Annotated in this window: 22 protein-coding genes; 16 read left to right on the top strand and 6 right to left on the bottom strand. The window is 46.5% G+C overall.

Annotated elements, in window-relative coordinates; translation table 11 throughout:
- Nucleotides 1-7 precede the first annotated feature (7 nt).
- From oadA to OO774_RS16920, 4 genes are all read left to right on the top strand, one after another.
- Nucleotides 8-1,807: a sodium-extruding oxaloacetate decarboxylase subunit alpha gene (oadA, locus tag OO774_RS16905; protein WP_264907711.1), complete on the top strand. Its 1,800-nt coding sequence runs from the start codon at nt 8-10 to the stop codon at nt 1,805-1,807.
- A gap of 14 nt (nt 1,808-1,821) precedes the next feature.
- Nucleotides 1,822-3,123, top strand: a complete 1,302-nt coding sequence (locus OO774_RS16910) for a sodium ion-translocating decarboxylase subunit beta (RefSeq protein WP_264907712.1) — start codon at nt 1,822-1,824, stop codon at nt 3,121-3,123.
- A 109-nt stretch (nt 3,124-3,232) separates the two neighbouring features.
- A complete protein-coding gene (locus tag OO774_RS16915) occupies nt 3,233-4,888 on the top strand; it encodes a sensor histidine kinase (protein WP_264908720.1) in 1,656 nt (551 codons plus the stop codon).
- Nucleotides 4,875-5,552, top strand: coding sequence for a response regulator (locus tag OO774_RS16920; protein WP_264907714.1), 678 nt, complete (start codon nt 4,875-4,877; stop codon nt 5,550-5,552). The genes OO774_RS16915 and OO774_RS16920 overlap by 14 nt, the downstream gene beginning before the upstream one ends.
- Before the next feature lie 52 nt (nt 5,553-5,604).
- Here OO774_RS16920 and OO774_RS16925 read toward each other — a convergent pair whose 3' ends face one another.
- Nucleotides 5,605-5,877 carry a hypothetical protein gene (locus tag OO774_RS16925; protein ID WP_264907715.1) on the bottom strand — a complete coding sequence of 91 codons (273 nt, stop codon included), beginning with the start codon at nt 5,875-5,877 and terminating at the stop codon, nt 5,605-5,607.
- Between the two features lie 250 nt (nt 5,878-6,127).
- Nucleotides 6,128-6,568, bottom strand: a complete 441-nt coding sequence (locus tag OO774_RS16930; RefSeq protein ID WP_264907717.1) for a MarR family transcriptional regulator — start codon at nt 6,566-6,568, stop codon at nt 6,128-6,130.
- 65 nt (nt 6,569-6,633) lie between these two features.
- Here OO774_RS16930 and OO774_RS16935 point away from each other — a divergent pair, with 65 nt between their 5' ends.
- Nucleotides 6,634-7,077, top strand: a complete 444-nt coding sequence (locus OO774_RS16935) for a DUF2798 domain-containing protein (protein WP_264907719.1) — start codon at nt 6,634-6,636, stop codon at nt 7,075-7,077.
- A 129-nt stretch (nt 7,078-7,206) separates the two neighbouring features.
- On the opposite strand, the gene OO774_RS16940 is transcribed toward OO774_RS16935, so the two are convergent.
- A complete protein-coding gene (locus OO774_RS16940) occupies nt 7,207-7,848 on the bottom strand; it encodes a TetR/AcrR family transcriptional regulator (RefSeq protein WP_264907720.1) in 642 nt (213 codons plus the stop codon).
- 592 nt (nt 7,849-8,440) lie between these two features.
- Here OO774_RS16940 and xdhA point away from each other — a divergent pair.
- The 7 genes from xdhA (at nt 8,441) to OO774_RS16975 (ending at nt 16,971) form a co-directional block, all read left to right on the top strand.
- Complete coding sequence (gene xdhA / locus OO774_RS16945) at nt 8,441-9,853, top strand: xanthine dehydrogenase small subunit (protein WP_264907722.1); 1,413 nt, start codon at nt 8,441-8,443, stop codon at nt 9,851-9,853.
- Nucleotides 9,846-12,242 carry a xanthine dehydrogenase molybdopterin binding subunit gene (gene xdhB, locus OO774_RS16950; RefSeq protein WP_264907724.1) on the top strand — a complete coding sequence of 799 codons (2,397 nt, stop codon included), beginning with the start codon at nt 9,846-9,848 and terminating at the stop codon, nt 12,240-12,242. The genes xdhA and xdhB overlap by 8 nt, the downstream gene beginning before the upstream one ends.
- On the top strand, nt 12,226-13,137 hold the full coding sequence (gene xdhC / locus OO774_RS16955; protein ID WP_264907725.1) for a xanthine dehydrogenase accessory protein XdhC: 912 nt from the start codon (nt 12,226-12,228) through the stop codon (nt 13,135-13,137). Before xdhB ends, xdhC begins: the two co-directional genes overlap by 17 nt.
- Nucleotides 13,134-13,625, top strand: coding sequence for a 2-oxo-4-hydroxy-4-carboxy-5-ureidoimidazoline decarboxylase (locus tag OO774_RS16960; protein WP_264907727.1), 492 nt, complete (start codon nt 13,134-13,136; stop codon nt 13,623-13,625). Before xdhC ends, OO774_RS16960 begins: the two co-directional genes overlap by 4 nt.
- Entirely contained in the window at nt 13,622-13,945 is a 324-nt protein-coding gene (gene uraH, locus OO774_RS16965) for a hydroxyisourate hydrolase (protein ID WP_264907728.1), read from the top strand. The genes OO774_RS16960 and uraH overlap by 4 nt, the downstream gene beginning before the upstream one ends.
- Nucleotides 13,946-14,058: 113 nt before the next feature.
- Nucleotides 14,059-15,288, top strand: coding sequence for a urate hydroxylase PuuD (locus OO774_RS16970; protein ID WP_264907730.1), 1,230 nt, complete (start codon nt 14,059-14,061; stop codon nt 15,286-15,288).
- A gap of 279 nt (nt 15,289-15,567) precedes the next feature.
- Nucleotides 15,568-16,971 carry a nucleobase:cation symporter-2 family protein gene (locus tag OO774_RS16975; RefSeq protein WP_264907732.1) on the top strand — a complete coding sequence of 468 codons (1,404 nt, stop codon included), beginning with the start codon at nt 15,568-15,570 and terminating at the stop codon, nt 16,969-16,971.
- 80 nt (nt 16,972-17,051) lie between these two features.
- On the opposite strand, the gene OO774_RS16980 is transcribed toward OO774_RS16975, so the two are convergent.
- Together OO774_RS16980 and hisC are read right to left on the bottom strand one after the other, a co-directional pair.
- Nucleotides 17,052-17,825, bottom strand: a complete 774-nt coding sequence (locus OO774_RS16980; protein WP_264907734.1) for an ABC transporter substrate-binding protein — start codon at nt 17,823-17,825, stop codon at nt 17,052-17,054.
- A 19-nt stretch (nt 17,826-17,844) separates the two neighbouring features.
- Nucleotides 17,845-18,936, bottom strand: a complete 1,092-nt coding sequence (gene hisC / locus OO774_RS16985) for a histidinol-phosphate transaminase (RefSeq protein WP_264908722.1) — start codon at nt 18,934-18,936, stop codon at nt 17,845-17,847.
- 149 nt (nt 18,937-19,085) lie between these two features.
- Between hisC and OO774_RS16990 the strand changes: the two genes are divergently transcribed.
- Nucleotides 19,086-20,000 carry a LysR family transcriptional regulator gene (locus tag OO774_RS16990; protein WP_264907736.1) on the top strand — a complete coding sequence of 305 codons (915 nt, stop codon included), beginning with the start codon at nt 19,086-19,088 and terminating at the stop codon, nt 19,998-20,000.
- A gap of 46 nt (nt 20,001-20,046) precedes the next feature.
- Here the strand turns inward: OO774_RS16990 and OO774_RS16995 are convergent, their stop codons facing one another.
- A complete protein-coding gene (locus tag OO774_RS16995) occupies nt 20,047-21,138 on the bottom strand; it encodes a M20 family metallopeptidase (RefSeq protein ID WP_264907738.1) in 1,092 nt (363 codons plus the stop codon).
- A gap of 229 nt (nt 21,139-21,367) precedes the next feature.
- Between OO774_RS16995 and OO774_RS17000 the strand changes: the two genes are divergently transcribed.
- From OO774_RS17000 to OO774_RS17010, 3 genes are read left to right on the top strand one after another with little or no spacing between them, the layout of a single operon-like run.
- Nucleotides 21,368-22,366, top strand: a complete 999-nt coding sequence (locus OO774_RS17000) for an ATP-grasp domain-containing protein (protein WP_264907740.1) — start codon at nt 21,368-21,370, stop codon at nt 22,364-22,366.
- Nucleotides 22,363-23,805: a helix-hairpin-helix domain-containing protein gene (locus tag OO774_RS17005; protein ID WP_264907741.1), complete on the top strand. Its 1,443-nt coding sequence runs from the start codon at nt 22,363-22,365 to the stop codon at nt 23,803-23,805. The genes OO774_RS17000 and OO774_RS17005 overlap by 4 nt, the downstream gene beginning before the upstream one ends.
- A gap of 14 nt (nt 23,806-23,819) precedes the next feature.
- A complete protein-coding gene (locus OO774_RS17010) occupies nt 23,820-26,483 on the top strand; it encodes a M14 family zinc carboxypeptidase (RefSeq protein ID WP_264907742.1) in 2,664 nt (887 codons plus the stop codon).
- Nucleotides 26,484-26,701 lie beyond the last annotated feature (218 nt).

Below are 26,701 nucleotides of genomic sequence, written 5' to 3' on the forward strand. Positions count from 1 at the left end.
AATACTCATGTCTGAGTCAAAAAAAACAATCGGCATTACTGATGTTGTCTTACGTGACGCACATCAATCGTTATTCGCAACTCGTCTTCGCTTAAATGACATGCTCCCTATCGCTCAGCAGCTTGACGAGATTGGTTATTGGTCTCTGGAATGTTGGGGGGGAGCTACTTTTGACAGTTGTATTCGCTTTCTTGGTGAAGACCCATGGGTACGCCTGCGTGAACTGAAAAAATCCATGCCTAAAACGCCTCTACAAATGCTACTGCGTGGTCAAAACCTTTTAGGATATCGTCATTATGCTGACGATGTGGTGGATAAATTCGTCGAACGCGCGGTAAGTAACGGAATGGACGTATTCCGTGTCTTTGATGCCATGAACGACCCGCGCAATATGCAGCAAGCCATCTCTGCAGTAAAAAATAACAGCGCTCATGCCCAAGGCACACTGTGCTACACCACCAGCCCAGCGCATAACCTACAAACTTGGGTTGATGTGGCTCAGCAACTAAGCGAAATCGGCGTCGATTCCATCGCTCTCAAAGACATGGCGGGTATTTTAACGCCATACCAAGCCGAAGAGCTGGTTTCGACCCTGAAAAAGCAAGTCGATGTGCCGTTGCATCTACATTGCCACTCTACTGCTGGCCTGGCAGATATGACGATTATTAAAGCAATTGAAGCAGGGGTTGACCGCGTTGATACCGCTATCTCATCAATGAGCGGCACCTACGGACACCCAGCCACCGAATCGTTGGTCGCAACGCTAAAAGGCACGCCATTTGATACCGGTCTTAATATTGAAAAACTGGAGTCTATCGCCGCTTACTTCCGAGAAGTACGTAAAAAATACGCCGCCTTTGAAGGCCAGCTAAAAGGCTCGGATTCACGCATCATCGTTGCACAAGTGCCCGGTGGCATGCTGACCAATATGGAAAGTCAGCTCAAACAACAGAATGCGCAAGACAAACTGGATCAAGTGCTGACTGAGATTCCAAAAGTACGTGAAGAGCTTGGCTTTATTCCACTGGTCACCCCAACCTCGCAGATCGTCGGCACTCAAGCGGTGATCAATGTATTGATGGGTGAGCGTTACAAAACCATCACCAAAGAAACAGCAGGCGTTTTAAAAGGTGAATACGGCCGCACTCCTGCGCCAGTCAATATTGATCTACAAGCTCGCGTACTCGACGGTGAGCAGCCGCTAACCTGCCGACCAGCAGACCAACTGCCGCCAGAGCTCGATGCCCTGATCAGCGACGTAAAATCTCAGGCTCAAGAGAAAAAACTCACGCTTGCCGATGACCTAATCGATGACGTATTGACCGTCGCCCTCTTCCCTCAGGTAGGCTGGAAATTCCTCGAAAACCGCGACAACCCAGATGTATTTGAACCAATACCGTCAGTATCTCAATCCACACACGAAAAAGCAGAGAAAACCAACATGACACAACCCCAACAACCAAGCACATACACCATTACTGTTAACAACCAATCGTATGTAGTTGAAGTCAATGAAGGGGGCGATATCACCCAAGTATCATCAAGTCCAGTCCCACAATCTGTGCCAACGGCCGTGCCAGCACCGGCGGCTAATACCGAGCCGATGAATGCACCGCTAGCCGGTAATATTTGGAAAATTCACGCGAAGCCAGGTGATACCGTCGAAGAAGGTCAAGTCCTGCTGATCCTTGAAGCAATGAAAATGGAAACCGAAGTACGCGCAGCGCGTAACGGTCAAATTGCCAGCATAGATGTCTCCGAGGGTGATGCCGTTGATGTCGGTGCACCACTACTGCAAATCGCTTAATAGGAATCGCTACAATGGAAAAAGTATTTGCGCTGGTCAATGATTTTGGCTTGTTTCACCTTGAGGTGGGCCAGGCCATTATGATCATTGTCGGCTTACTGCTGCTGTATCTGGCGATCGTCAAACAGTTTGAACCTTTGTTGTTAGTACCGATCGGTTTTGGCGGTATTCTTGCCAACCTTCCCGATGCCGGGCTGGCAATGTCAGCGGTGGAAAACGCACTGCATGCAGCCAAACCGGAAGTGATGTCTGCCTTTGCATCGGCATTGAATCTGAGTGTGGATTCCGCGGCTGAAATCAAAGCAGCGCTAGCAAGTGCCACTCCCACTCAGCTGACTAATATCCATTTGCTGGCTGAAGAGTATCAATACTCTGATGGCATGTTGTACCTATTTTACAGCGTAGCGATTGCCTCTGGTGCTGGTCCGTTGGTGATATTTATGGGTGTTGGCGCGATGACTGACTTTGGTCCCCTACTCGCCAACCCTAAAACGTTGCTACTTGGTGCTGCAGCCCAGTTTGGCATCTTCGCCACCGTTCTCGGCGCGTTGGCCCTAAGCAGCTTTGGCCTGATGGACTTTAGCGTGGCGCAAGCGGCCGCAGTTGGCATTATCGGCGGTGCAGATGGCCCAACCGCCATCTACGTGTCCAGTTTGCTAGCGCCTGAACTTTTGGGTGCGATTGCCGTTGCTGCTTACTCTTATATGGCGTTGGTCCCGCTGATTCAACCGCCTATCATGCGCGCGCTCACCACGCCATCTGAGCGACAAATTACCATGCAGCAGCTGCGCAAAGTAGGCAAGCTAGAGAAAGTATGTTTCCCACTCTTGCTACTTGTACTCATCGCTATGCTCCTGCCTTCGGCAACACCGCTACTGGGTATGTTCTGCTTTGGTAACCTGATGCGTCAGTGTGGCGTGGTCGAACGTTTGTCTGATACGGCGCAAAACGCGTTAATCAACATTGTGACCATCTTCCTTGGACTGTCTGTTGGTTCAAAGCTGATGGCCGATAAGTTCCTGCAAACAGAAACCATCGGTATTTTGGCCTTGGGCATTGTGGCATTTTGTATCGGCACCGCAGCGGGCATTCTCATGGCGAAACTGCTTAACCGTTTTACCTCCGAACAAGTTAACCCTTTGATTGGGTCGGCTGGCGTTTCCGCCGTACCAATGGCAGCGCGTGTGTCGAACAAAGTCGGCCTCGAAGCCAATACGCAAAACTTTTTGTTAATGCACGCCATGGGTCCAAATGTGGCCGGGGTCATCGGCTCAGCGGTAGCCGCGGGTGTGATGATCAAATATGTGATCGGTTAGACAAATTGTAGGAAGAGACTGACAAATGAGAACTCCACTAGATCGAGATCAGTTCTCTTCCTCGTTTCGTTTTATAAATTCATTGTTCTTAAACTGCAACGACGATCACATGCAAAATCAAGCCTTTCATCACCATTTATGCAGAAACATGACTTTCCGCCAGCGTGTTTGGGCACTGCTATTTGTGGTCGTAAGTATTCAGTTACTATTGATAGGTGGCTACTTTCACTACATTTTATCCGAAACTCTGACACATCAGGTCAGCACACGGGCGGTGATTCAAGCACGAGAAATTGCCAGTGATCCACAGCTAATCGCGGCTATTGCAGAGCACAATGACGCCGAAGTAGTTAAACAAATCGCCCGCTTACAGAAAATTTCCGATGCCGACTTTATTGTGGTGGGCGATAACCAAGGCATTCGTCTTGCTCATCCGGATAATCAAAAAATCGGCTATCCGATGCAGGGCGGTGATAACGAACGAGCATTAGAGCAAGGCGAACACTATTACTCGATTCGTAAAGGTAGCCTTGGCTTTGCGATTCGGGGCAAATCTCCGGTGGTATCCCCACAAGGAGAGATTATCGGCGTGGTGTCGATTGGTTATTTATTAGATACCGTCAGTTCTTGGTTACTGTTTTACTCATATCCGTTTTTCTTCGCACTACTCATCATTTTGGCCTGCTCAACCTTGGGGGCGTGGGCCTTTTCTCGTCACGTTAAAAAACAGATGTACGGCATGGAGCCCGAAGAAATCGCGCTCTCACTTCGAGTGCAAAATTCGGTTCTGGAAGCGGTATATGAAGGTATTGTTGCCGTTGATAAACAAGGGCGCTTTTTGTCCGCCAACCAAGAAGCCCTGCGTATTCTTGGTATTGCGCACCATTTAGACCACCTTCGCGGACGTATGGTCAACGAATTTATTACCCCCTGCGAATTTTTCTACGGCGTGAAAATGAATGGTGAGCAAGACATTCAAGAACGTCAACATGAGGTCATCACCTGTAACGGCGAGACCTTAGTTGCAACACGAGTTCGCATCTGGGAAAACGATCATGATGTTGGCTGGGTGGTCAGTTTTCGACCGCGCAACGACAAGAGTACTCTCAACTATCAGCTTAACAAGATTCGTCAACAAACCGATAATTTGCGTGTACTTAGTCATGAATACGCGAATAAACTTTCCACTATCAGCGGATTGATACAAATTGGCGCCTATGACCAAGCACTAAAAGCCATTCGTCAAGAAACGGAAACGCATCAACAACTGATTGATTTTATCTCGCGAACCTTCAACTCAAAAGTGATTGCTGGTCTGTTGCTTGGTAAATACACCCGCGCCCATGAATTGGGGTTAACCCTCGAGTTTGACCCGTTTTGCCAGCTAAACCATCCTCCGACACAAATTACCGAAGACGAACTTGCCGCCATTATGGGCAATCTGCTCGATAACGCGTACGAAGCCACGCTTAAAAATCCAAACAGCGATAAACGAATCACTATTTTGCTTTCGGATTATGGTGAAAATGAGCTGATTGTCGAAGTGGCAGATAATGGCACCGGAATTCCACCCAAAATAGCAGAATCCCTATTTGAAAAAGGAATCACAAGCAAAGAACAACCAGGCCACGGTATCGGTCTCTATCTTGTTAACCACTTTGTCACTCGCGCTGGCGGTACGATTGTGGTCGATGATGCAGAACCAGCCGGCACAATTTTTTCTTTATTTATTCCTAACATGAGTACAAAAGATGGAAACCTATGACGTATTGATCGTCGAAGACGAAAGCAACATCGCCGAGTTTCACTCGTATTATTTGCAGCAAACCCTACGTTTTCGACCGATTGGCATTGCCAAAAGTGTGGCGGAAGCAAAAAAGATGATTCAATTACTAAAGCCAAAACTGGTCCTGTTGGATAACTATCTTCCAGATGGTAAAGGCATTGATTTACTTAAGGAAATAACGGCGTCGAAAAGCTCGCCCGATGTCGTTTTTATCACTGCTGCTAATGATATGGAAACGGTACGCGAAGGGGTGAGATGTGGTGTTTTTGACTACCTATTAAAGCCGATATCGTATGACCGTTTAGCCGACTCACTGGAGCGATATCTGAAATACACCAGTTCATTAAACTCCAATGACAGTATTAACCAGCGCCATGTTGATGAGTTATTCAACTTTCAATCGAAAACTGCACATCTTCAGCAATTACCTAAAGGCATTGATGAACTAACGCTTGATAAAGTCACTGAGGCTTTTGATGAAAGTGTAGAACTTTATACCGCTGACACGCTAGGTAAAGAGGTGGGCATCAGTAAGACCACCGCTCGTCGCTACCTTGAATTTCTCACTGCGAAAGGTTTTGTCCATGCTGTTATCCAACACGGCCGCGTTGGCCGACCAGAACGCGTTTATAAGAAGAGATAATGGAAAATGTTGGCAACACGTCACTACAAGCTTGCTGCGTGTTGCCAAATCATTACAGAGTCAGGTCGGCAGGAATCACTTCCGTACCCTCAGCGATTTCGAGCGGGCTGTCTAAATTTTCACTGTGCGCCTTGCACAACGGAATCACGTACAGTTGCTGTTCGTCATTTTGGGCTTTCACTAACACCCCATGCGTATGTTCAACAACGCAATTGACCTCACTACAATATTTATCGTTCAGAGAACTAAAGTGTTGCCAGTATGAAAGCCACTCTTGCTTCGCTTTATCATTGATTAACTCATCAGAAACATTACTTACAATCATATGCAGACCATTTGTTTTGTTGTTTGGAATGCCTTGATTAAACCGAAAACTGCGCGGGTAAATTTCGCTTTAGCTCAAATAAAAGCATGAGCTTAATGCCCTCTTCGGTTTTTACGTTTTTTATTGATGTGTTATCGGTCAAGGTTAGGCAAGACTGCAGCGTATTATCTGCAGTTTGATAATTTTATCAAAACAAATGCTCTGTATGAAAAAATTTCATGCCGTAGGTTTAATTACGCATAAGAGTAAATCAAACTGCCCTAGAATCACTTTCCAAATTAGCTTCCATCTGGGTGAGTAACTGCTGCACAACAACCAGTTGTTCGTCTTCGATACCAGATACCATTTGCTGCGCCGCCAGAATTCGAATGGATTGAATTGAGTGGTAAGCCTCTAGTCCGCTAGCCGTGAGCGTTAACATATACAGGCGTTTATCCTGTTGACTTTGGTGACGTTCGATATAGCCGAGTTTGCCAAGCTCACTCAGCAAGCGAGTAACCTGCGCTTTGTCTTTTTTTGTGGCAACCACGATATCGTTAGCGGAGCAAGGAGCCATCTCTCCAATGTGCTGAAGCGCTAAACTCTGAAAAAACGTCAGTGGCAAATTGGAATCATCTAATTGCTTACTTATCTGAATTCGTAGTAACTGAGTGACATGAGCGACTAGTGTTACTAATGATTTACTATCCATATGGTTGATATTGTCAACTATTTTATGTATGGTTGATTATATCAACTAATTAACTGTTCAGCGATATGAAATTAAAAAAGCTTGCTATCACGTTACCAGCACCTATCTGTATCGTCGCTAGCCTTTCACTATTTATGACTTACCTGAATCATGGCATTCAAGATGATTTTCTATGGCAATGGGGAAAAGCTTTCCTCTTTTCCCTTATCATTATTTTGCCTGTGGCCGGATTACTTATCATGAAATTGTCCAAATGGGTTGAAGAGCAATTCCCAAGTATGAATCCACTATACCGGAAGCTTCTTTTGTGCGGGCTGATAGCGCTATCGCTTGAGTCCTTGCTCAGCATTATTTCTACGTCGACCAAGGTGCCATTCTATGAAGCAAACCAATTTCTATCAGTCTGGGCTCAAACTTTGATAAAAGCGTATCCACTTGGTTACGTTATCGCCATGATAATGGTCTTTGTTGTTAAGCCACGAATTCAACGCGCGCTTGCCGCTGCCTGATGCAAAGGTTATTGGATAATAAAGCGCATTAATTCGTGGTTATGCCAATCCGGATAAGCAAGTGATCAACTTAGAACGCAGCGCTCAGCGATGTTAACTCGCTAAAATGATCGACGACTTATTTGGGTATTAATGCGTTATTTTCAACCCCCTCAACACCATATCAACCACAAACTCCTGCGCTTTTTCAAACTCTTCTGTCGACAAAGGCCCGCCTTTAATTAGCCTGATTTCAGTATCAAAGTCAGCGTAAAACTGGGTAGCTCCCCAAATCAAAAACAACAAGTGCAGTGGTTCAACCGGACGAATCAGCCCCTTATCAATCCAGGCTTGAATGATGGTGGCTTTGCCTGCTGCCCAGTTAACCATTGGGAACTGAATTGAATCGGCAATAATAGGCGCTCCTTGAATGATCTCTTGCGCGAAGATTTTCGATTCTTTGGGATGTGTACGGCTGTATTGCATCTTGCCGACGATGTAATTTCTCAGCACGACTTCAGGCGGTAACATGGCGGCTTGCTCAGAAAAACCATCATTCCATAGCGTAAGAATGTCTTTCAATAACGCCTTATAGATGCCTGTTTTTGACTTGAAGTAGTACAGCAGGTTCGCCTTAGGTAAATTCACTCTGTCGGCAATGGCCTGAACTGAGGTGCCTTTGTAGCCATGCTTGACGAACTCATCTGCCGCGGCTTGTAAGATTAGCTCTTCATTACGTCGTCTGATCTCACCGACATTAGCTCGTTTCGTTTGCCCTGCTTCTACAACCAAGTTGACTCCTTATCTCTCGACTTTTTATCTCTACCAATCGTGTAATAAATAGCTTTGCATCTTAGCTGACTAAAATGCTCAACGACACTGGAGCATCGTAAATACCGTTATTCATCTGACTCATCGAGCACTTAAAAAAAGATACACGTTACAAGATACGCGCCAACCCTGAAAACCTTCAGCTAACCTGAGCGAGCCGTTGATATCGGGAATCACCATCGCTTAGTCAAACTTGATCTGCATCAATTCAGTGCAATATGTACGAGATTTAGCACCAAAATTGTACACAATCCAGTCAAGCCAACAGTTGCCGTCGAAATATTGGGGTTTTCCAGCATGCCTATTATGCTTGATATATAAGCCTTCAAGCCAAAAGTGGAAAGTTATTTTTTAAAATACGACCAGTTGGTCAGGTTTTTGCTTTAGTCCTAATAACAACTGGCTAATAGCAACAACTAGGCTAGTTATGCAGAGACGAAACGAATAACAGATTCATCCTTGGCTTGTGCTTTCGACAAGACGGCGCGAGCAACTTGGGGCTCTTTAGTTGACCACATGGACAGGTTTTTAATAATAATGAACAGAGGAAGTTATGTTAGAGCTCATGATTAATAATGATGTCGTTAAAGTGGCATCAGCAAAAGCAGATACCATGCTTTTGAATTACCTGCGTGAACAGAAACACATGACAGGCTCTAAAGAAGGGTGTGCCAGTGGTGACTGTGGCGCTTGTACGGTAGTTGTGGTTGATAGCGATGACGGAAATAAGCTGAGTTATCGACAAATCAATGCCTGTATCACACCAATACACGCTCTGCACGGTAAGCAGATTATTACCGTAGAGCACCTTAAGCAGAACGATCAGCTTCATCCCGTACAGCAAACCGTGGTTGATCATCACGGTTCTCAATGTGGATTTTGTACACCCGGGATTGTCATGTCGCTCTATGCGCTGTCAAAGCAAGAAGAAACGCCACAAAACCCAACTCACTTTCTTTCAGGCAACCTGTGCCGCTGCACAGGCTATGGTCCACTTATTGAAGCAGCGAACTCAATTGCTGCAAACCATATCGATGATCCACTTAACGTTCATGAAGCCGCAGTCAAAACATGGATGGCCTCCGTCTCGGAAGAAAATGAGCCTGACTATGCTCGCCCGCAAAACCGTCAGCAACTCGCTCAGGCAATCAAGGATATGCCAGGGGCAAAAATGATCGCAGGCGGAACGGATTTATCACTTGAGGTGACTCAGCAATATAAGACTTTGCCGCAACTGATCGACTTGTCTCACGTCGATGACTTACTGACGATCACAGAAACATCAGCAGGCTGGCGCATTGGTGCGGCGGTTCCTATGACACAGGTACATGAGTTCGTAAAACAACATTTCCCAACGGCTGACGAAGTGATTGAACGCTTAGGCAGCCTGACAATTCGTAACAGAGCGACGCTGGGCGGCAGCCTTGGTCATGCCTCTCCAATTGGAGACATCGCTCCGCTGCTAATCAGCCTACATGGTCTGATTGAGCTAGATAATGGCCAAGACAAAGTGTTACTGGCGCCAGAAGAGTACATTACCGGATACCGCCAGACTGCGCTTCAGCCTAACCAATGGATCAGCGCGATTCACTTGCCGCAACTGGCTAACAACGAGCGTCACGCCATCTATAAAGTCAGCAAACGCTACGAAGATGATATCGCGACGGTGACGTTGGGTCTGAATATGGCGTTTGGTCCCAACCAATGCGTTACCAACTGCATCATCTCTGCCGGCGGTGTTGCGGCCAAGTCAGTACGCCTGAGCGAGTTAGAAGCCTTATTTATTGGTAAACCACTGTCGCTTTCTGTCATTCAGCGAGCGCAGGAAATGGTCCCAACGGTCATTCACCCACTAAGTGATGTGCGAGGCAGCAATACTTATCGAATCAAACTGGTCCAGAACCTGCTTAAACGTTTTTATTTGGAGTCTCAGAGCATTGAGACAAGGTTGGTGCAAGATGCGTAAGTTAACTCAGGTTGAATCAGGACAAACCATACTCCCTGAATCCCAACAAGTGGTGGGGAAATCTTACAAGCACGAAAGTGCCGACAAACAGGTCAGCGGTGAAGCGCGTTTCGTTGATGATTACGCTGCTCCGGCTGGTTGTGTGCACGCCGCTGTTGTGACCAGCACCATCGCTAAAGGTCTCATTACTCAGATCGACTTATCGGACGTTGAGCGCGCAGAAGGCGTGGTAAAAGTACTAACTGAAACGTCAATTCCCGGCGAAAAAGACATAGGTACGATCCTCAAAGGCGACCCATTACTGACCATAGGTAACGAGGTTAAGTACTTCGGGCAGCCTATTGCCCTGATTCTGGCGACGTCACATGAGCTTGCATGGAAAGCCGCAAGTCTGGCTAAAGTTGAATACTCCGAAGCCAACGACTTAACCCTAACTTATCCAAAAGCCACATCAAAAAATCCTCTGTTGCCTCCGCACCAGATGGGTAAAAAAGTCGAGCCGCAAGTCTTTGAACAAGCCCCTATTTATGTGCACGGCGACATCCACGTTGGCGGTCAGGAACACTTTTACCTGGAAGGTCAGGTAAGCCTGGCAGAATTAACCGAAGATGGCGGCATCTTCTTGCGCACTTCAACCCAAAACCCGTCAGAAGTGCAGAAGTTAGTTGCCGAAGTATTAGCGATAGACTTTAACCGAGTCACGGTGGATATGCGCCGCATGGGCGGTGGTTTTGGCGGTAAAGAGAGTCAGGCGGCTCAATGGGCATGTCTGGCAGCACTCGGCGCGCATCACACCAAACACGCCGTAAAAATGCGCCTCCCTCGTTCAATGGATATGACGGCCACAGGTAAGCGTCACCCATTCTACAACCGTTACCAGCTTGCCGCAGACGCTCAGGGCCAAATCATTGCCGCGAATATCGAAGTGAACGGTTTGTGTGGCCATTCCCCTGACCTGTCAGATGCGATTGTTGATCGCGCCATGTTCCATGCCGATAACGCGTACTCGTTAGGCCAGGCATGTGTGGTTGGCAACAGGCTCAAAACCGATATGGTCTCCCATACTGCATTTCGTGGATTCGGCGGACCTCAAGGCATGATCGCGATTGAAAAAGCGATGCAAGATTTAGCGCTTCAGGTTGGACAAGACTCCCTCGATATTCGTTACAAAAACCTGTATCGCGACGGCGCACAAACCACACCGTATGGCATGGAAGTCGAACAGCATGATGCGATGTTAGACATCATGCGACAGCTTGAACAGCAAAGTGGCTACCGAGCCCGCCGAGAAGAAATCAATCAGTGGAACCAGAGCAATCCGGTACTGAAAAAAGGGCTGGCATTAACCCCGCTCAAATTCGGGATTGCGTTTACGGCAACACACCTTAACCAGGCGGGTGCGCTTATTCATGTTTATACCGATGGGACACTTCAGGTATCTCACGGCGGGACAGAAATGGGCCAAGGTCTGCATACCAAAATTCAGCAGATCGTCGCTCAGTCTTTCGGCATTGATATTAACAAGGTTCTTGTCACCTCAACCCGCACGGATAAAGTGCCAAATACCTCGCCAACAGCAGCTTCTTCAGGTGCGGATCTTAACGGTATGGCGGCACATAATGCGGCAATGGCAATTAAACAACGCTTGCTTGATTTCGCCTGCGAGCATTATCAAGTCGAAGAAGCGGATATCGTCAACGGTGAGCTTGTCGGTATCGAGTCCTCACCGAAATACCAACAACCCGTCAGTTGGGCGGAGTTAGTTCAGTTAGCGTACATGAACCGTATTTCACTTTCTGCAAGCGGGTTCTACCAAACGCCAAAAATTGGCTATGACCGAAGCACTGCCACTGGTCGTCCGTTCTTCTATTTTGCCCTGGGAGCCTCCTGCTCTGAAGTCACGATCGACACTCTCACTGGCGAAATGCGCGTTGAAAAAGTCGACATTCTTCATGATGTGGGTAACAGCCTCAACCCGGCAATCGATAAAGGGCAAATTGAAGGCGCGTTCATTCAGGGTTTGGGCTGGTTAACCACCGAGGAATTAGTCTGGGGTGACAATGGTCATCTGCTAAGTAACAGTCCGATGAACTACAAAATTCCAACGATTGGCGACTACCCGAAACAGATGCACACGGATCTGTATCAACAGGCCAATCCGGAATACAGCATCTACCGCTCTAAAGCCGTCGGTGAACCACCATTCATGCATGCAAACAGTGTCTGGTGTGCAATCTACGATGCGGTTGGCTCCATCAGTCAACATCAATGTACTCCCGCACTACATGCACCTGCGACTGGCGAAGAAATTCTTAACGCTTGTGAACATCAGCAGCAGTGGCTTGCAGAGCAATCAAAGCAGGAGGCATCTTATGTCGTCGAAGAATGATTCTTACCTGTCTAACCCGGGAATGAACTGGCTAGCCGCTTGTCAGCAACTTGAACAACAAGGTCAGGCTTACTGTATTGCAACGGTACTGGCTTATGTGGGCTCAGTTCCGCGTTCTAGTGGCGCGAAGATGGTTATCTCGGCGCAAGGCCAGTTCGATACGCTCGGCGGCGGTAACCTGGAGTACCAAGTAATCGCCAAAGCGCGCGAGAACCTGACGCTGCAACACGCAGAACCCATTATCGAACGCTTCGCTTTGTCGGCCGATCTTGGGCAGTGTTGCGGCGGCGCTGTGCAGGTGATGTTCGAGTTCTTCCATACACAAACCCCGCAAGTGGCGATATTTGGTGCCGGACATGTTTGTCAGTCTCTGACCAGTATTCTCAGTGGGTTGGCTTGCCATGTAAAAGTTATCGATAGCCGCCCTGAGTGGTTGACGCCTTTAGCGCAAAAGGGAACCGAGACAGAACAACATGCCAACCCTGTCGATGCGATTGAAAACCTAAAAGACAACACATTCGTGTTGATCATGACGCAGGACCACGCGCTTGATTTTGAACTGACTCAGCATGCGCTCGAAAGTCAGCGCTTCGCTTATGTCGGCTTAATTGGCTCACAAGGTAAAAGCCAGCGTTTCAGATTTCGCCTTAAAGAGCAACTGACTGATATCAACTTGCTTGACCAACTCACTTGCCCAATTGGTCACCCTGACATCACAGGAAAGCTACCAATGGAAGTCGCGGTATCCGTCTCGGCTCAATTGATGAATCTTTTCAAACATCATCAAGCGCCCATGCCGTCCACTGACCTGCAGCCAGATGAAAAACAGCGCAACGAAGAACAGTGGCGACAAGCCAATATTGTGCGCAAGAATATCAAGGAAAACCATCAATGAGTGCAGTAAACCAAGCCTTGAACCTCAGTAACGAACAGCTCGAGAGAATTTGTACCAGCAAACGTTGGCAGAAAGAAATGAAAATTCGCATGCCGTTTGACTCAGCAGAATCTTTGCTTCGCAGCGCAGAGATCGCCTTTACCAAGTTAAAAGAAGACGACTGGCTGGAAGCATTTGCAGGTCACCCGATGATTGGTGATCTCAATAGCCTGAAAAAGAAATACGCTCAGGGCAAAGACCTCAGCGAAAAGGAGCAAAAGAACGTTAAGCAGGCTTCAACCGATGTGTTGCAAGAACTGCTTACGCTCAACCAGGAATACCACGACAAATATGGCTTCATTTTTATTGTGTGTGCCACCAATAAAACGGCTGAAGAGATGCTCAACCTACTCAAAGGCCGAATCAATCGCTCTCGGGACGAAGAGCTACATCAAGCAGCAATAGAACAACAAAAAATCAGTAACATCAGAATGGAAGCCTTGTTATGAAACAACTCAGTTGCCACGTTTTAGATACCGCAAACGGAAAACCGGCTGCTGGTATTCAAGTTCAACTATTTAGCCTTAATGACCAAACCTGTCTCGCGGAAGGTACCACGGATCAAGATGGTCGCGCCAAGTTCCCGAAATTAACCCTGGAAAAGCAGGGATATACGCTGCGTTTTCTCGTCGCACCTTATTGTAACGCACAATTTGGTAGCGCTTTCTTTCCTCTCATTGACGTGAATTTCAACGTTTATGACGAGGGTAACTATCACATTCCTCTTCTGCTATCCCCATTCTCTTATTCGAGTTACCGGGGAAGTTGATAAGAGAGGATTGTGCTTCAGTGAGGCAGTTTGGCTAAGCCCCCTCGCAAAGCGCAATCCAACATTAATAGGACATAATTTCAAAGAGTAAAACGTTAATAAGGAATATGACGATGTGGCCACAACTGTATGAATGGCTGGCGCTGTTTATCAAATGGTTTCATGTGATCTGTGGCATCGCATGGATTGGAGCAAGCTTTTACTTTACTTGGTTGGATAACAACCTGGAAACACCACCAAAATGGAAAAAAGACAAAGGCATCAAAGGCGACTTATGGGCGGTACATGGTGGCGGATTTTACGAAGTCGCTAAGTACCAGGTGGGTCCGGAGAAAATCCCGGAAAAACTGCACTGGTTTAAATGGGAAGCGTACGCCACATGGCTAACTGGATCTGCGTTGATGATTTGGATGTATTACTTCAACGCACAGGCTTATCTGATTGATCCACGAGTCATGGAACTGACCTCACTACAAGCCGTTGGTATTGGGGTTGGTGGTATTCTGCTGGGTGTTGTAGTTTATGAAGGTCTGATGCGCTCACCGTTAGGCCGTAATACAGCACTGTTTAGCGTCGCATTACTCGCGTTTGGTGCACTGTTTTTCTATGGCTTTACCCAATTGTTCAGTGGTCGTGGCGCATTTATTCATATGGGCGCACTGATCGGCTCGATTATGGTCAATAACGTGTTCCACAAGATCATTCCTGGCCAACGTAAAATGGTGGCGCAAGTTATCGCTGGAGAAACCGTGGACCCAGCTCCGGGGTTAGAAGGTAAACGACGCTCAATTCATAACAACTACTTCACTCTGCCAGTGATATTTCTGATGATCAGTAATCACTACCCAATGATCTATCAACATCCGCTAAACTGGCTGATTGGCTTTTTCGTTCTGATCATCAGCGCGTATATCCGTCATTACTTTAACCTCAAGCATGTTGGTAAAAATCAACCAAGCGTCATCTTAAGTGGTGCTTGTGCAATGTTCGTGCTGGCTGTTGTTGTGAGTTGGCAGTCAACCTCGGGTAAAGCGACACAAGATACAATGGCAAGTACAGAGGGACATCATAAAGTGGTCACAAGTCAGCAATCACTCACTGAAAATCAGATGATTGCGAAAAAAATTATTGATGACCGCTGTAGCCAGTGCCATAGCTCAACACCAACGGATGATGTCTTCAAGGTTGCGCCAAGCGGCGCAATATTCGATAACTGGCAAGATATTGAACGCTGGAAAGCTCGCATTCTGGTTCGCTCTGTCGAAAGTGCTGACATGCCATTCTTGAATAAAACCAAGATGACCGATGAAGAACGACAACGCTTAAAAGAAGTGCTGAATTAATCGTTCAGCTAACAATATTAAGCCACCTGAAATCCAGGTGGCTTTTTTATTGCGATTTCAAATTATTACTCCCCACGACGAGCAATAACGAAACGGGTTGTGCATGCACTAAATTGAGTAGATTTGCACCAACACGAAACAATATTCTCAGCCTACTAAACAAGGTTTTCTCCTAACCCACTGGAATAACTTGACTAACCAGTCAGGAAGTTTGTGGCACAAAGATTGCTCAATTGTATCAATAAAATAGTACACAATAATGAATACAAGGAAGTCAGTATGTCTCAACAGGAAACCCACGACCTCATCTATGGGTTAGAAGACAAGCCCAAAGCCGGCGCAGCACTTTACGCTGGGCTACAGCATGTACTTGCAAGTTTTGTCGGAATCATTACTCCAACCCTCATCATCGGTGGTGTGCTTGGGTTGGGCGAGCATATCCCATACCTGATTAGCATGGCGTTAATCGTGTCAGGGATTGGTACCTTTATACAGGCGCGCCGTATCGGCCCTATTGGTGCTGGACTAGTTTGTGTTCAAGGCACAAGCTTCGCATTTCTGAGCTCTGTCTTGGCGGCAGGCTTTATCGTTAAATCTCAGGGCGGAGGTCCTGAAGATATTCTGGCCATGATCTTCGGGGTGTGTTTTGTCGGTGCCTTCATTGAAATCATCCTCTCTCAGTTTATCAGCAAACTTAAACGCATCATCACGCCAGTTGTGGCGGGTATTGTGGTGACAACGATCGGTATCTCTCTGATTAAAGTCGGTATGACCGACCTGGCGGGTGGATTCAACGCGCCTGACTTCGGCTCTTGGAACAACCTCGTTTTGGGCACAGTCGTGTTAACCACTATCATCGTGTTAAATCGCTCTAAAAACCTGATGGTGCGCTTATCATCGATCCTGATCGGGATGGTTTTGGGTTACATTCTGGCGGCTTTCATGGGCATGGTGAACTTAGAAGGTGCATTCAACCAGCCTTTGGTAAGCGTTCCGGTTCCATTCAAGTACGGGTTTGATTTTGATTGGTTTGCATTCGTACCAATCGCTGTTATTTATGCCATCACAGCGATCGAGTCAGCAGGCGATATTACCGCGAACTGTATTATTACTAAGCAACCCGTATCTGGCCCACAATACCTTAAACGCATTAAAGCCGGCATACTTGGCGATGGTGTAAATTCGCTGATTGCTGCGGTATTTAATACTTTTCCGAATACCACGTTCAGCCAGAACAACAGTGTGATTCACCTTACCGGCATTGCAAGTCGTTACGTTGGTTACTTTGTCGCGCTTATTTTGGTTGCTCTCGGACTATTTCCACTCATCGGAGCCATCTTAACCACCATCCCTAAACCGGTGATTGGCGGGGCAACCTTAGTGATGTTTGGTACGGTCGCAGCGGCAGGTATCAAGATCATCTCGAATGAAGAGCTGGATCGACGTAATCTCATGATCCTGGCGGTTTCCTTCGGTATCGGTTTTGGCGTTATGCTCGTTCCTGAAATTCTGGAAGGTATGCCAAAAATCATGCAGAGCGTCTTTGGCTCTCCAGTGACCACCAGTGGTATTGCTGCCATTATCATGACTATTGTGCTACCTGAAACTTCTAAAGAAGATGTACAGCAAGCGAATCAAACAGAAAAACAAAAAGCGCTATCAAAACCAGCGTTAGAAAAGTAATAAATAAATCGAGAGTACAAAAAGGCCTACCTTGCTAAGCGAGGTAGGCCTTGTTCGTAACTCGTATTCAAATGTGATAATTACAGCTCTTCACCGTAGATATCGAAGGAGAAATATTTCGCGGCAATCTTATCGTAAGTACCATTTGCGCGAATGGTCTTGATCGCTTGGTTAAACTTGTCAGCTAATTCTTTATCGTTTTTACGCAGTGCTAGTGCGGTACCTTCACCGATGTAAGCTTTATCTGTCACGGCTTCACCAACAAACTCATGACCTTTACCAATATCTTTGTCTAAGAACGCCAGTGAAAGTTGGTCTGAGTTGCCAAAAGTCGCATCCAAACGGCCGTTTGCCATGTCCAGATACACTTCATCCTGACCAGAATAACGCTTGATGGTTGCCACTGAGCCGAACTTATCGGTCACGTAGAGATCGTGAATTGTGCCGCTCTGAACACCAATCACTTTGTCTTTTAAACCCGCTTCACTGATCTCAATATTGCTGTCTGCTTTAGCCACAAAGCGAGCCGGAGTTTGATAGTACTTGTCGGTAAACGACACGCGTTTTTTACGATCATCAGTAATGCGCATGGAAGCCATGATCACATCTGATTTGCGTGCAAGCAGGCTTGGGATCAGAGAGTCCCATCCCTGTGAAACCCAGGTACACTCAAGCTTGGCCTCTGCACATAAAGCATCAGCGATTTCGATATCAAAACCAACCGGAGTACCACTCGCATCTTTATAATTGAATGGTGGGTACGTAAAGTCAGAAGCCAGACGAACTTCCTTTGCCATCAAAGGAGTCGAGAGTAGTGCCGCGGTGCAAGCTAACGCGCTGAGCATTTTTTTCATGTGTAATGTCCTTATTATTTCAATTGATGGTGTCAGTTGATTGGTTTAGTTGCAAGTTACAAATCGTTTCTGCCACTTCCTGCATGCTCTTTTCAGAGCCGACAGTGATACGAACACAGTTTTGCAGGCTTGGCTCATGGGTTTGATTACGCGTCACAATGCCTTGCTCACGTAAGTATTCAAAAAGATTGATATTCGGTTTAGTGCGAATCAGTACGAAGTTGGTCGCTGATGGGTAAATCTTTTCAATCCAGTCAAGGCCTTGAATACGTTCAATAAAACGTTGACGAGATGCAATCAAAGTACGGGTATGTGCCGTGACCTTGTCTAACCCTTCTGCACTCAACGCCTGGAGAACAATTTCTGCAGAGCTATCCGGCATTGGGTACGGTGGAATCAGCTTGTAAACAAAGTCCATTATCGATTGCTGAGCGATAATAAATCCACATCTGACGGCAGCCAAACCAAACGCTTTCGATAGCGTGCGAACCACAACAAGATTCGGATAACGATCAATCAGTTCAACGACGCTTTGGTCTAGTTCAAATTCAATGTAAGCCTCATCGACAACCACGATCGCGCTTTGCTGAGTCTGCTCAAGCACATCAACAATCTTGTCATAGCTGAGTAGCTGACCGGTTGGATTGTTGGGTGAACAGAGGAACACAAGGTTTGCCTTCTCTGCAGCTTGGACCACGCTATTTACATCGAGATCAAAGTTCGGCAAAACCAGAGGACAGTCGATAACATCGATCGCTAATGATTCAGCACAGAACTCGTACATCGCATAAGTCGGGCTGCATATTGCGATGCTGTCTTTTCCTGGCTGGCAGAAAGTACGAATGAGCAAATCAATCGCTTCGTCCGCACCACGTACCGCCAATGTCGGCTGTGTCGTTGAACAGTAAGCCTGATAAGCAGCAGCAATATCATGAGGAAGAAAATCCGGATAGCGATGCAGTGGCGACTGATGTTCTTTGTACAGTAACGGATCTTCAAGTTCGTTGGCGTTCAGCCATAATCGCCCTGCCCCACCAATGCGTCTTGCTGACTGATATGGTATTAACTTTTTTATGCTCTCAGGCGCTAATTTCTCAGCTAATGACATTATATTTATCACCCCAGTTTGAATACTTAATCAGTTTTTACCGATTAAACTAAATTTAATCTCTGTATTGGTAATAAATTAGTCAAGAACTGCTTCCGGTTAAATCGAAATAAAGGCATACTAGCCATGCAAAAAAAGCATGGATAGACAAGATGCATAACAGACTCCCTTCGACAAAAAACCTGCAAGCCTTCTTGGCCGTCGCACAGCACCTGAATTTCACCCATGCGGCAGAGGCACTTAACATGACCCAGGGCGCGATAAGTCGCCAGATTCAGTCGATGGAAAGTCTGATGGGTGTTGCCCTGTTTTATCGCCAAGCACGAGGGCTCGCTCTCACATCGGAGGGTGCGAAGTTTGTTCCGCTCGCAGAAGAAATTATTCAGCGCTTACAAACTTCGATTCGGGAAGTGGTTGACAGTGCAAACCGAATCAAACTAAACGCCCCTAGCTGTATTACTTCATGGCTGCTGGCTCACATCGCCAATTTCCAGCAAGAATATCCCGATGTGAATGTAGAGCTGACCTCTACCACCAAACATCAGGCCATACCTAACTTCGATAGCTTTGACTTAGTTATTTCTTACGGTAAACCTATCCGCAATAAAACCATCGAACAGGTGTTATTGTTCGATGAGCTTCTGGCTCCGGTCTGCGCGCCACAGCTGTGGGACAAGTTAGCGCCATCCAGCACAGAAAAAGGATTTGATGAACTAAACGTGCTCAAACGCTGTACCTGGCTGCATGCCAATACCGAGCAGTCAGACTGGTCGATGTGGCTGGCCTCACGTGGGTATCGCAATATTCAGGGCAAAGGCAACCAGACGTTTGCCACGCTCGATCAGGCGGTCAACGCAGCTCAACAAGGATTTGGCATGGCAATTGGTGACATAACGCTGGCCGAACAAGACTTGAAGTTAAAGCACCTGATTCAACCATTCGACCACTACGTAGCGTCTGGCAACGGTTATCATCTGATCAACCCAAGACACGAGGGAAATGCGATGGTTGGCAACCTCGTCAGTTGGTTGTCTGAGCAAAGCAGAGCTTCGAAAATCTCGCCCTAGCGGTGACACTGTGGCGAGATGAGTCTTCTTAAATCAAATTTAATTCTCACACACTATAAAGAGTGAGGATTTTTGTCACTTCATCAATACGGCGGGTAAAGCTCGCTTTTAATGCGCGCTCATTGTGAGTATGATCACCATCGCCAAACGGTCCAAAGCCGTCTAAAGTGGCAACGCCCATTCCTGCCACCACATTAGCATCACTCACTCCACCACGCTGTTCAGTCAGTAACGAATACCCCAGTGCAACTTCTATCTGTGCCAGAAACTCAGCTTGAGCAGCGGTGGGAACCATGACATCGCGCTGCAGGCCACCACTGAGTTCCGTTTTCACGCCAACCACCTGAGGCTGCTGAGCGATACTTTCAATACTTTCAAGTACACGTCGTTGCTCTTCAAGCGAGGTAAATCTAGCCTCTACGGTAAGGTGGGCTTGTGGCGAGATCGTATTAGCGCCAATACCGCCTTCCATTTTGCCGACATTAACCGTAGTACCTGCGGCTAAATCGGTTAACTCGCTTAGCGTAATCATCATTTTGGCTGCAGCAAGGTTAGCGTCGCATCCCAGTGCATAGTTATTACCCGCATGAGCCGCTTTACCGCTTAGATCAATATGGTAAGTCGCCACGCCTTTACGACCAATCACCACTTCATGGTTCTCACCAGCAGCTTCAAAATCAATACAAACTGCATAATTAGTCGCAAGCTCTTTGGTCAACTCTCGACTGTCATCACTGCCAGTCTCTTCATCACTAACGAGCAGAAAATCGACATTGCAGAGCTCCCCTTGCTGGGTAAATACATTGCGCAGAGCTTGCAGAGCAACAAAATTCCCACCTTTCATATCGCACACACCAGGGCCGTAGACCCAATATTGGTCTTGACTAAAACCTTCGAATGTCTCGGGTGAAAACACGGTATCCAAATGGCCCAAAAGCAACAACTTCGGCGAACTTTCATTACTTTTAGTACTAAATAACAGGTGATCACCAATATTTTCACGCTTATAGCGCTCACAACGAAAACCCAATTCTCCCAACCACTGCTGCATAAGTTGACCAGTTTGGTCCACTCCGGGTTTGTTATGTGTCCAGGAATTTATTTCTACCAATTGCTTCAAATCACCAAAATCAAACATGTGTAAATGACCTTCCATGTGCCTAGAAGTTATAGCTTATCCAGAGCCTACAACTTTCGAGTTATGTGTAATAAATATTCAATAAAGTGATGTGAACATATAGCCCTATTGTGACAAAGGCATTAATTAGCAAAACAACCCAAACGAGCAATTAACATCAATCCTGCCCCAAAATTTAGAGAGCTACAGGTTCTGATAAGGAGGGGAGTAGCAATTAACGGAGCTATGCATGACACGGAAGCAAGTTGGCATTTGGATGTATGAAAATAGCGGCGGTAGCCAAATTCAACAAAAAATGGTGGACCAACTGCGTGAGCGCGAGATCGAATCTGTTTGTGGTTTGAACCTTGCAGAAGCGAGCGCTAAAGACGGGACGGTTTTCTGCCAAGGCAAGGATCTATCAGAGCTGGAGCTGTTTTTTTCTTACAACGCGGGAGAACAAACCCCCTACCAGGTTTACCTGTACCAAACCATCGACAGCATGATGCCGATGATCAACAACTACACCTCGTTTGCCTTGACGGAAGACAAATTCCGTACCGCTCATAAACTCAAGCAAGCGGGAGTAAGCGCGACAGATTACATCGTATGTAACCGCGACAACCTGGATCAAGTTCGTGATCAGTTAATCGCGTGGGAAGGCCAGGCCATTTGTAAACCCGTTGATGGCTGGGGTGGCAATGGCATCATCAAGCTTGAACACACACGCGATATTGACCTGCTAGCGCCATTTTTAAAAAATCACTCTAGTAGTCAGTTTTATCTTGAACGTGTCATTCCAAATGATTTTTCTGATTATCGCATTGATATTGTGGATGGTAAGTTTGTCGCCTGCTATGGCCGTAAAGCAGCCGCTGGTAGCTGGAAAACCAATATTTCCAGCGGTGGTCATGTGATCCTACGTGAACCTCTTGCAGAAGTGGTTGAACTCGCTCAACAAGCTGCATTTGTAACCGGACTCGAAATAGCTGGCGTTGATATTATTTATGACATTGAAAAACAACGTTATGTCGTTATTGAAGTCAATGGTATTCCTGCTTTTGCGACGCCAGAACAAGAAGCCTTCGGCCTGAATTTCAATGATACAAAAATCAACTACATCGTCGATCTGATTGATCGCAACGTGAATCCGGCCCAAAGCCAGTCTAAGACCACGACCTTAGACACCAGCTTCATTCATTTAAACTCAAATCACTCTAACACTCAGCAGGTAGAAATCTCATTATGACCTCTCACGGCTCCACTCGTCCTACACTTGGCTTACTCTATCTCGATCATGTATTACGCTTTTTCGATCGCTCAAACTTCAAAGGCTGGCCGGATAAAATTGAACAAGTTGTTTATCATTGGGGAAATGACAAGCAGCGCTTTATCGAAGAAATCAAACGCAAAAAGATCGACGTCCTGATCGGTAATATCCCAGCTACCGCGTATGAAACCTTCCGTGAGATCAGCCGCGCCCTGCCTGAAGTGCAATTTGTGCCATCACTCGACAGCCAGTTTTGTAATAAGTCGAAAGAGAATGTTACTCACTTTTGTCATAAGCATGACCTGCCGATCCCGCGCACTGAAATCTTTTATCAAGTTGATGAAGCGCTGGATTATTTAAGCCATACCACTTATCCAAAAATTGTTAAGCGCTCCTATGGTCCTTCCAATTATGGCGGTTATTTTGTGCATAAAGTGGACTCAGAAGCCGAGGCTCTACGCCTGTTTGCGAAAAAACAATATTACCCCGCTTATATTCAAGACTTTGTCCCAATGAAAGCCGATATTCGCGTAATGTTAGTAGGTCACCAACCTGTGTGCGCATTTTGGCGCCGTCCACCGGAAGGGGAATGGCTCACCAATACCAGCCAAGGCGGCAGCATGGATTACCAAGCCGTACCAGAGAAAGTGCTCGACGTTGCAGTGAAGGCATCTAAAGCGGCCAATGCTGAGTATTGGGCGTGTGATATCGCCGTTAGCATGGACGATGATTACACCATTTTAGAATGTGCGACCGCATTTGCTGCTTTCCCTTATATCCGTGACTGGATCGGTCAATATCTGATGTGGTTATTCGCGCCAGAGCGCTTTAAAAAGCCTTACTTTGCGCATCGCAACTGGGAAGAATTAGGGAAAATTCAGTCATCTTTGCTCCGTACTTTGCGTCATCTAAGCTTTGGTGAAACCAGCATTTCTACCGATACTGGCGAATACGCACCACACGACTCAGCTTATCCACTTGCTCGTACATACCAAGAAATTGGCGAAGAGTGGCCAAGTGAAGTCTGGAATCGACAAGGCTTACTCGCTCATCAGTTAATCGCGCCATCTGCATCGCAACTGGGTGAACAGTCTCGCCTTGAAGCGATTGATACTGGTATTGAAAGCTTAGACAGCCTTGATTTACAAGCGCAAAGTAAAAGTGAACACTTACTTAATTCCACAGCCACAAAACCTAATAGTGCGATGAATCAAGCGCAATTGGTGACATTTTTCACCAGTATTAAAGGCATAGGCTTAGAGCAAGCGAACAAAATCATCACTCACCTAGGCGTTGAGCAAACCTTGACCGCGTTAAATTCTGCCCCAAATCTGTTGATGACAGTCCCAGGGATTAAGCAGAAAAAATGCGATGCGATTTGTCTGCATTGGAATTTACACTGCAAAGCATTGGCTTGAGCAGAGGTAAACGAATGAAAAAACAATACCTATGCTATGAGCAAACCCAACAGTTTCTCGAGCAAGCGATGGCGAAGCATCCAGATTTGATCCGCCTTGAAAGTATTGGGGAGACTCATGAAGGGCGGCCAATCCTAATGGCCACTATTTCTCAAAATGTAGCCTATGCTCACCTCAAACCTGCACTGCTCTACACAGGTACCATCCATGCACGGGAGTGGATAGGAAATGAGTTGGCCGTTAGCTTTATCCAATACCTGCTGGATAACCACCAAACCAATCCAGATGTGATTGATGCATTAAGTCGCAATACCTTGTATATGGTACCTTGCCTCAACCCTGATGGTTTTGAGTATTCGCATAAGCACTTTTCCTTCTGGCGTAAAAACCGCCGTGACAACGGTGACGGCACTTTTGGGGTAGATTTAAACCGTAACTTCGGGGTGAACTTCCGCCGCAGCAATCAAACCAGCTCGAATATTTACGGTGGTCCAGAAGCTTTTTCAGAGCCAGAAACCCGCGCGATCAAACATTTTGTAGAGCAGCATAACAATATCTGCATCGCGCTCGATTACCATTCACAAGGCAACGTGTTTTTCCCAGCACACAAGTTTAACCATGAAGCTGAAATTGAAGGCACCGATCTTAATGTGTTGTGTGCCAATATGGCGCAAGAGATCTATAAGGTCACCAAGCGCCAATATGGTATTCACCGCGGTAAGCCACCAGCCAACTTGATCCATGGCAGCGGACGCGAGTGGTATTACAACCGTGGTATTCTTGCCACTGTGGTGGAAGTGGGCAGCCGCAATATCCCGGATTATCTGATCAACATGGCGCAAAGTGTGGATGAAAACATCCCTGCCCTGCTTTATGCTTTGCGCAGTGCGATCAATTATTCGGATCTTGCTCCCAAAAGACCTGAGTATTTTTCGGTGAAACGTGTCGATGCCACCCAGGCAGAGTTAGTGTGGCAAGAAGCGGATGATAGTGACACTGGTTGTCACTATCAGGTATATCGTAGTGAAAGTCCGAAAGCGCCTTGCACCAAGGAAAACCTGATTGCTATCACGTCACAAACTGGCTTCACCGACAAGCAACTTAAAGCCGGTAAGCGTTATTTTTACAACCTACACCGTGTCGATAAATACAAGAAAATTGCTTCCCCTTTTGCGCCAGAAATCCGCATCAAAACACCGCTGGATAAAGCCGATTGCTCGTTTACGTTATTCCCGACTCCAGAAAAAGTAGGCTATGTTGGTGAGCTCACTAAGAACAATAGCGAACATTTTGGTCATAACTCGCTGTTTGTTGGGGTCAATAACACCAAAGGCATTTGTTATGGCGTGATCGATTATGATCTTAGCCGTTTGTCGGAAGACTCGCATATTAGTCTGGCCGAGTTCTCGCTTTACCCGATGAACCGCGTGGGCGCTAAAATTGAAAATTATGGTGAGTGGTCGGTGTCGATCCTCAATCCAGCGGACATCACCGACATCAGCAACTTTGAGCAAATTCATCAAGCCACGCCAATTCAGACCTTGGGTGAAACTATAGATTCCGATCGTTTAACGCAAGGTATTTGGCATAGTTGGCAGTTTAGTGCGATGGAAAAACGCATCCTCGAAGAGCAGTTAAAACGTGGACGCTTGCTACTGCGCATTCAAGGTCCTGATAAATTGCCTCTCGGTAATGACTCTCAAATGATGCAATTTGATATTGGTTATGGCCGCTTTGGCGGAGGCATTCACTATCGCCCAAGCTTGTATGTGATTTATCGACGTAAAACTACCACGCTGCAGCTGTCTGCCGCTCAATGCCAAACCTTCCAACATAGTGAATTGGTCAATAGCCTTCTGACTACTGGCTATGATAGCTATGGCAACGCAGAAATTGGTCAAATGGTGTTTGAGCTACCGCAGCTCACCAATCCAAAAGAGCTGGTGATCACCGAAGCTGCCATCATCCTTGATGTGGATAGTACGCATGCCTTGAATCACTCGATGCGCTTTAGCGTGGCGCTTGTGGACAGTGAAACTGAGCTTGATGAGTTGCCGCTAGATTTTGCTCAACTGGAATACGTGGGTTACGAAGTGAGCTCACAAGATCTCAACCGTAACCCACGCCAAACCTTCCTGTTTGATAGCTCTGCTCGTCAATATGTTGAAGACTTGCACGACCAGGGGCGCTCTGTTCGTCTGATCATCATACCTACGTCAGACACCGACACTATGGATAGCCGCGTGACATGGAAAACTCAGATAAATGATGAATCAGTCACGCCAAAACTGATGCTCACCTATGTCGAACGACGAAAAGAGGCGTTAGCAGCACCAAACAATCTGCAAGCCAATGTGGAAAATGGTGTCGTAAAACTCACTTGGGATAACCCAGACCATCCTGCATGGGTGGGCAGCTATGTCGTACGTAACAGCTTCCATCCACCCAGAAACGCACTTGATGGCGTAAAACTTTACGCAGGTAAAGACGACTTCACTTACGACCGCTTTGGCAACGCCAACCTAGCAAAGTACTACTCCGTGTTTAGCTACGATGACGTGCCAAACTATTCGCTACCTACAACGGTCAGCTACACCAGTAAAGAAGTCACCGAAGTTATTCATCAAGAGTTTGAAGCTCAAGATGAAGTAGAACAGCGCTATCACGACGGGGATTAGCACTACCGTTTTCTGTGCATTTACATTGTAAAAACACAATGCCGCAATTGAGCTTGCGGCATTGCTCATAAACCCATGCCCGCGTATCTACAACTCATTTATCAAAGCACAAATCGCTGCATTTTTTATTGATTACCTCACTTCATTCGACACAAAGTTAGCAAATAAAAAATAAAGCTCCAAATAGAACTGCAATATCATTGTCATACGGAACAGAT

Origin of the sequence: Vibrio sp. STUT-A11 (genome assembly GCF_026000435.1) — a bacterium.
In the GTDB taxonomy this organism is placed as follows: Bacteria; Pseudomonadota; Gammaproteobacteria; order Enterobacterales; family Vibrionaceae; genus Vibrio.

What these genes read in the sequence shown, in the direction of transcription:
- oadA (WP_264907711.1), top strand. Translation starts at nt 8, where the DNA reads ATGTCTGAGTCAAAAAAAACAATCGGCATTACTGATGTTGTCTTACGT.
- OO774_RS16910 (WP_264907712.1), top strand. Translation starts at nt 1,822, where the DNA reads ATGGAAAAAGTATTTGCGCTGGTCAATGATTTTGGCTTGTTTCACCTT.
- OO774_RS16915 (WP_264908720.1), top strand. Translation starts at nt 3,233, where the DNA reads ATGCAAAATCAAGCCTTTCATCACCATTTATGCAGAAACATGACTTTC.
- OO774_RS16920 (WP_264907714.1), top strand. Translation starts at nt 4,875, where the DNA reads ATGGAAACCTATGACGTATTGATCGTCGAAGACGAAAGCAACATCGCC.
- OO774_RS16925 (WP_264907715.1), bottom strand. Translation starts at nt 5,877, where the DNA reads ATGATTGTAAGTAATGTTTCTGATGAGTTAATCAATGATAAAGCGAAG.
- OO774_RS16930 (WP_264907717.1), bottom strand. Translation starts at nt 6,568, where the DNA reads ATGGATAGTAAATCATTAGTAACACTAGTCGCTCATGTCACTCAGTTA.
- OO774_RS16935 (WP_264907719.1), top strand. Translation starts at nt 6,634, where the DNA reads ATGAAATTAAAAAAGCTTGCTATCACGTTACCAGCACCTATCTGTATC.
- xdhA (WP_264907722.1), top strand. Translation starts at nt 8,441, where the DNA reads ATGTTAGAGCTCATGATTAATAATGATGTCGTTAAAGTGGCATCAGCA.
- xdhB (WP_264907724.1), top strand. Translation starts at nt 9,846, where the DNA reads ATGCGTAAGTTAACTCAGGTTGAATCAGGACAAACCATACTCCCTGAA.
- xdhC (WP_264907725.1), top strand. Translation starts at nt 12,226, where the DNA reads ATGTCGTCGAAGAATGATTCTTACCTGTCTAACCCGGGAATGAACTGG.
- OO774_RS16960 (WP_264907727.1), top strand. Translation starts at nt 13,134, where the DNA reads ATGAGTGCAGTAAACCAAGCCTTGAACCTCAGTAACGAACAGCTCGAG.
- uraH (WP_264907728.1), top strand. Translation starts at nt 13,622, where the DNA reads ATGAAACAACTCAGTTGCCACGTTTTAGATACCGCAAACGGAAAACCG.
- OO774_RS16970 (WP_264907730.1), top strand. Translation starts at nt 14,059, where the DNA reads ATGTGGCCACAACTGTATGAATGGCTGGCGCTGTTTATCAAATGGTTT.
- OO774_RS16975 (WP_264907732.1), top strand. Translation starts at nt 15,568, where the DNA reads ATGTCTCAACAGGAAACCCACGACCTCATCTATGGGTTAGAAGACAAG.
- OO774_RS16980 (WP_264907734.1), bottom strand. Translation starts at nt 17,825, where the DNA reads ATGAAAAAAATGCTCAGCGCGTTAGCTTGCACCGCGGCACTACTCTCG.
- OO774_RS16990 (WP_264907736.1), top strand. Translation starts at nt 19,086, where the DNA reads ATGCATAACAGACTCCCTTCGACAAAAAACCTGCAAGCCTTCTTGGCC.
- OO774_RS16995 (WP_264907738.1), bottom strand. Translation starts at nt 21,138, where the DNA reads ATGTTTGATTTTGGTGATTTGAAGCAATTGGTAGAAATAAATTCCTGG.
- OO774_RS17000 (WP_264907740.1), top strand. Translation starts at nt 21,368, where the DNA reads ATGACACGGAAGCAAGTTGGCATTTGGATGTATGAAAATAGCGGCGGT.
- OO774_RS17005 (WP_264907741.1), top strand. Translation starts at nt 22,363, where the DNA reads ATGACCTCTCACGGCTCCACTCGTCCTACACTTGGCTTACTCTATCTC.
- OO774_RS17010 (WP_264907742.1), top strand. Translation starts at nt 23,820, where the DNA reads ATGAAAAAACAATACCTATGCTATGAGCAAACCCAACAGTTTCTCGAG.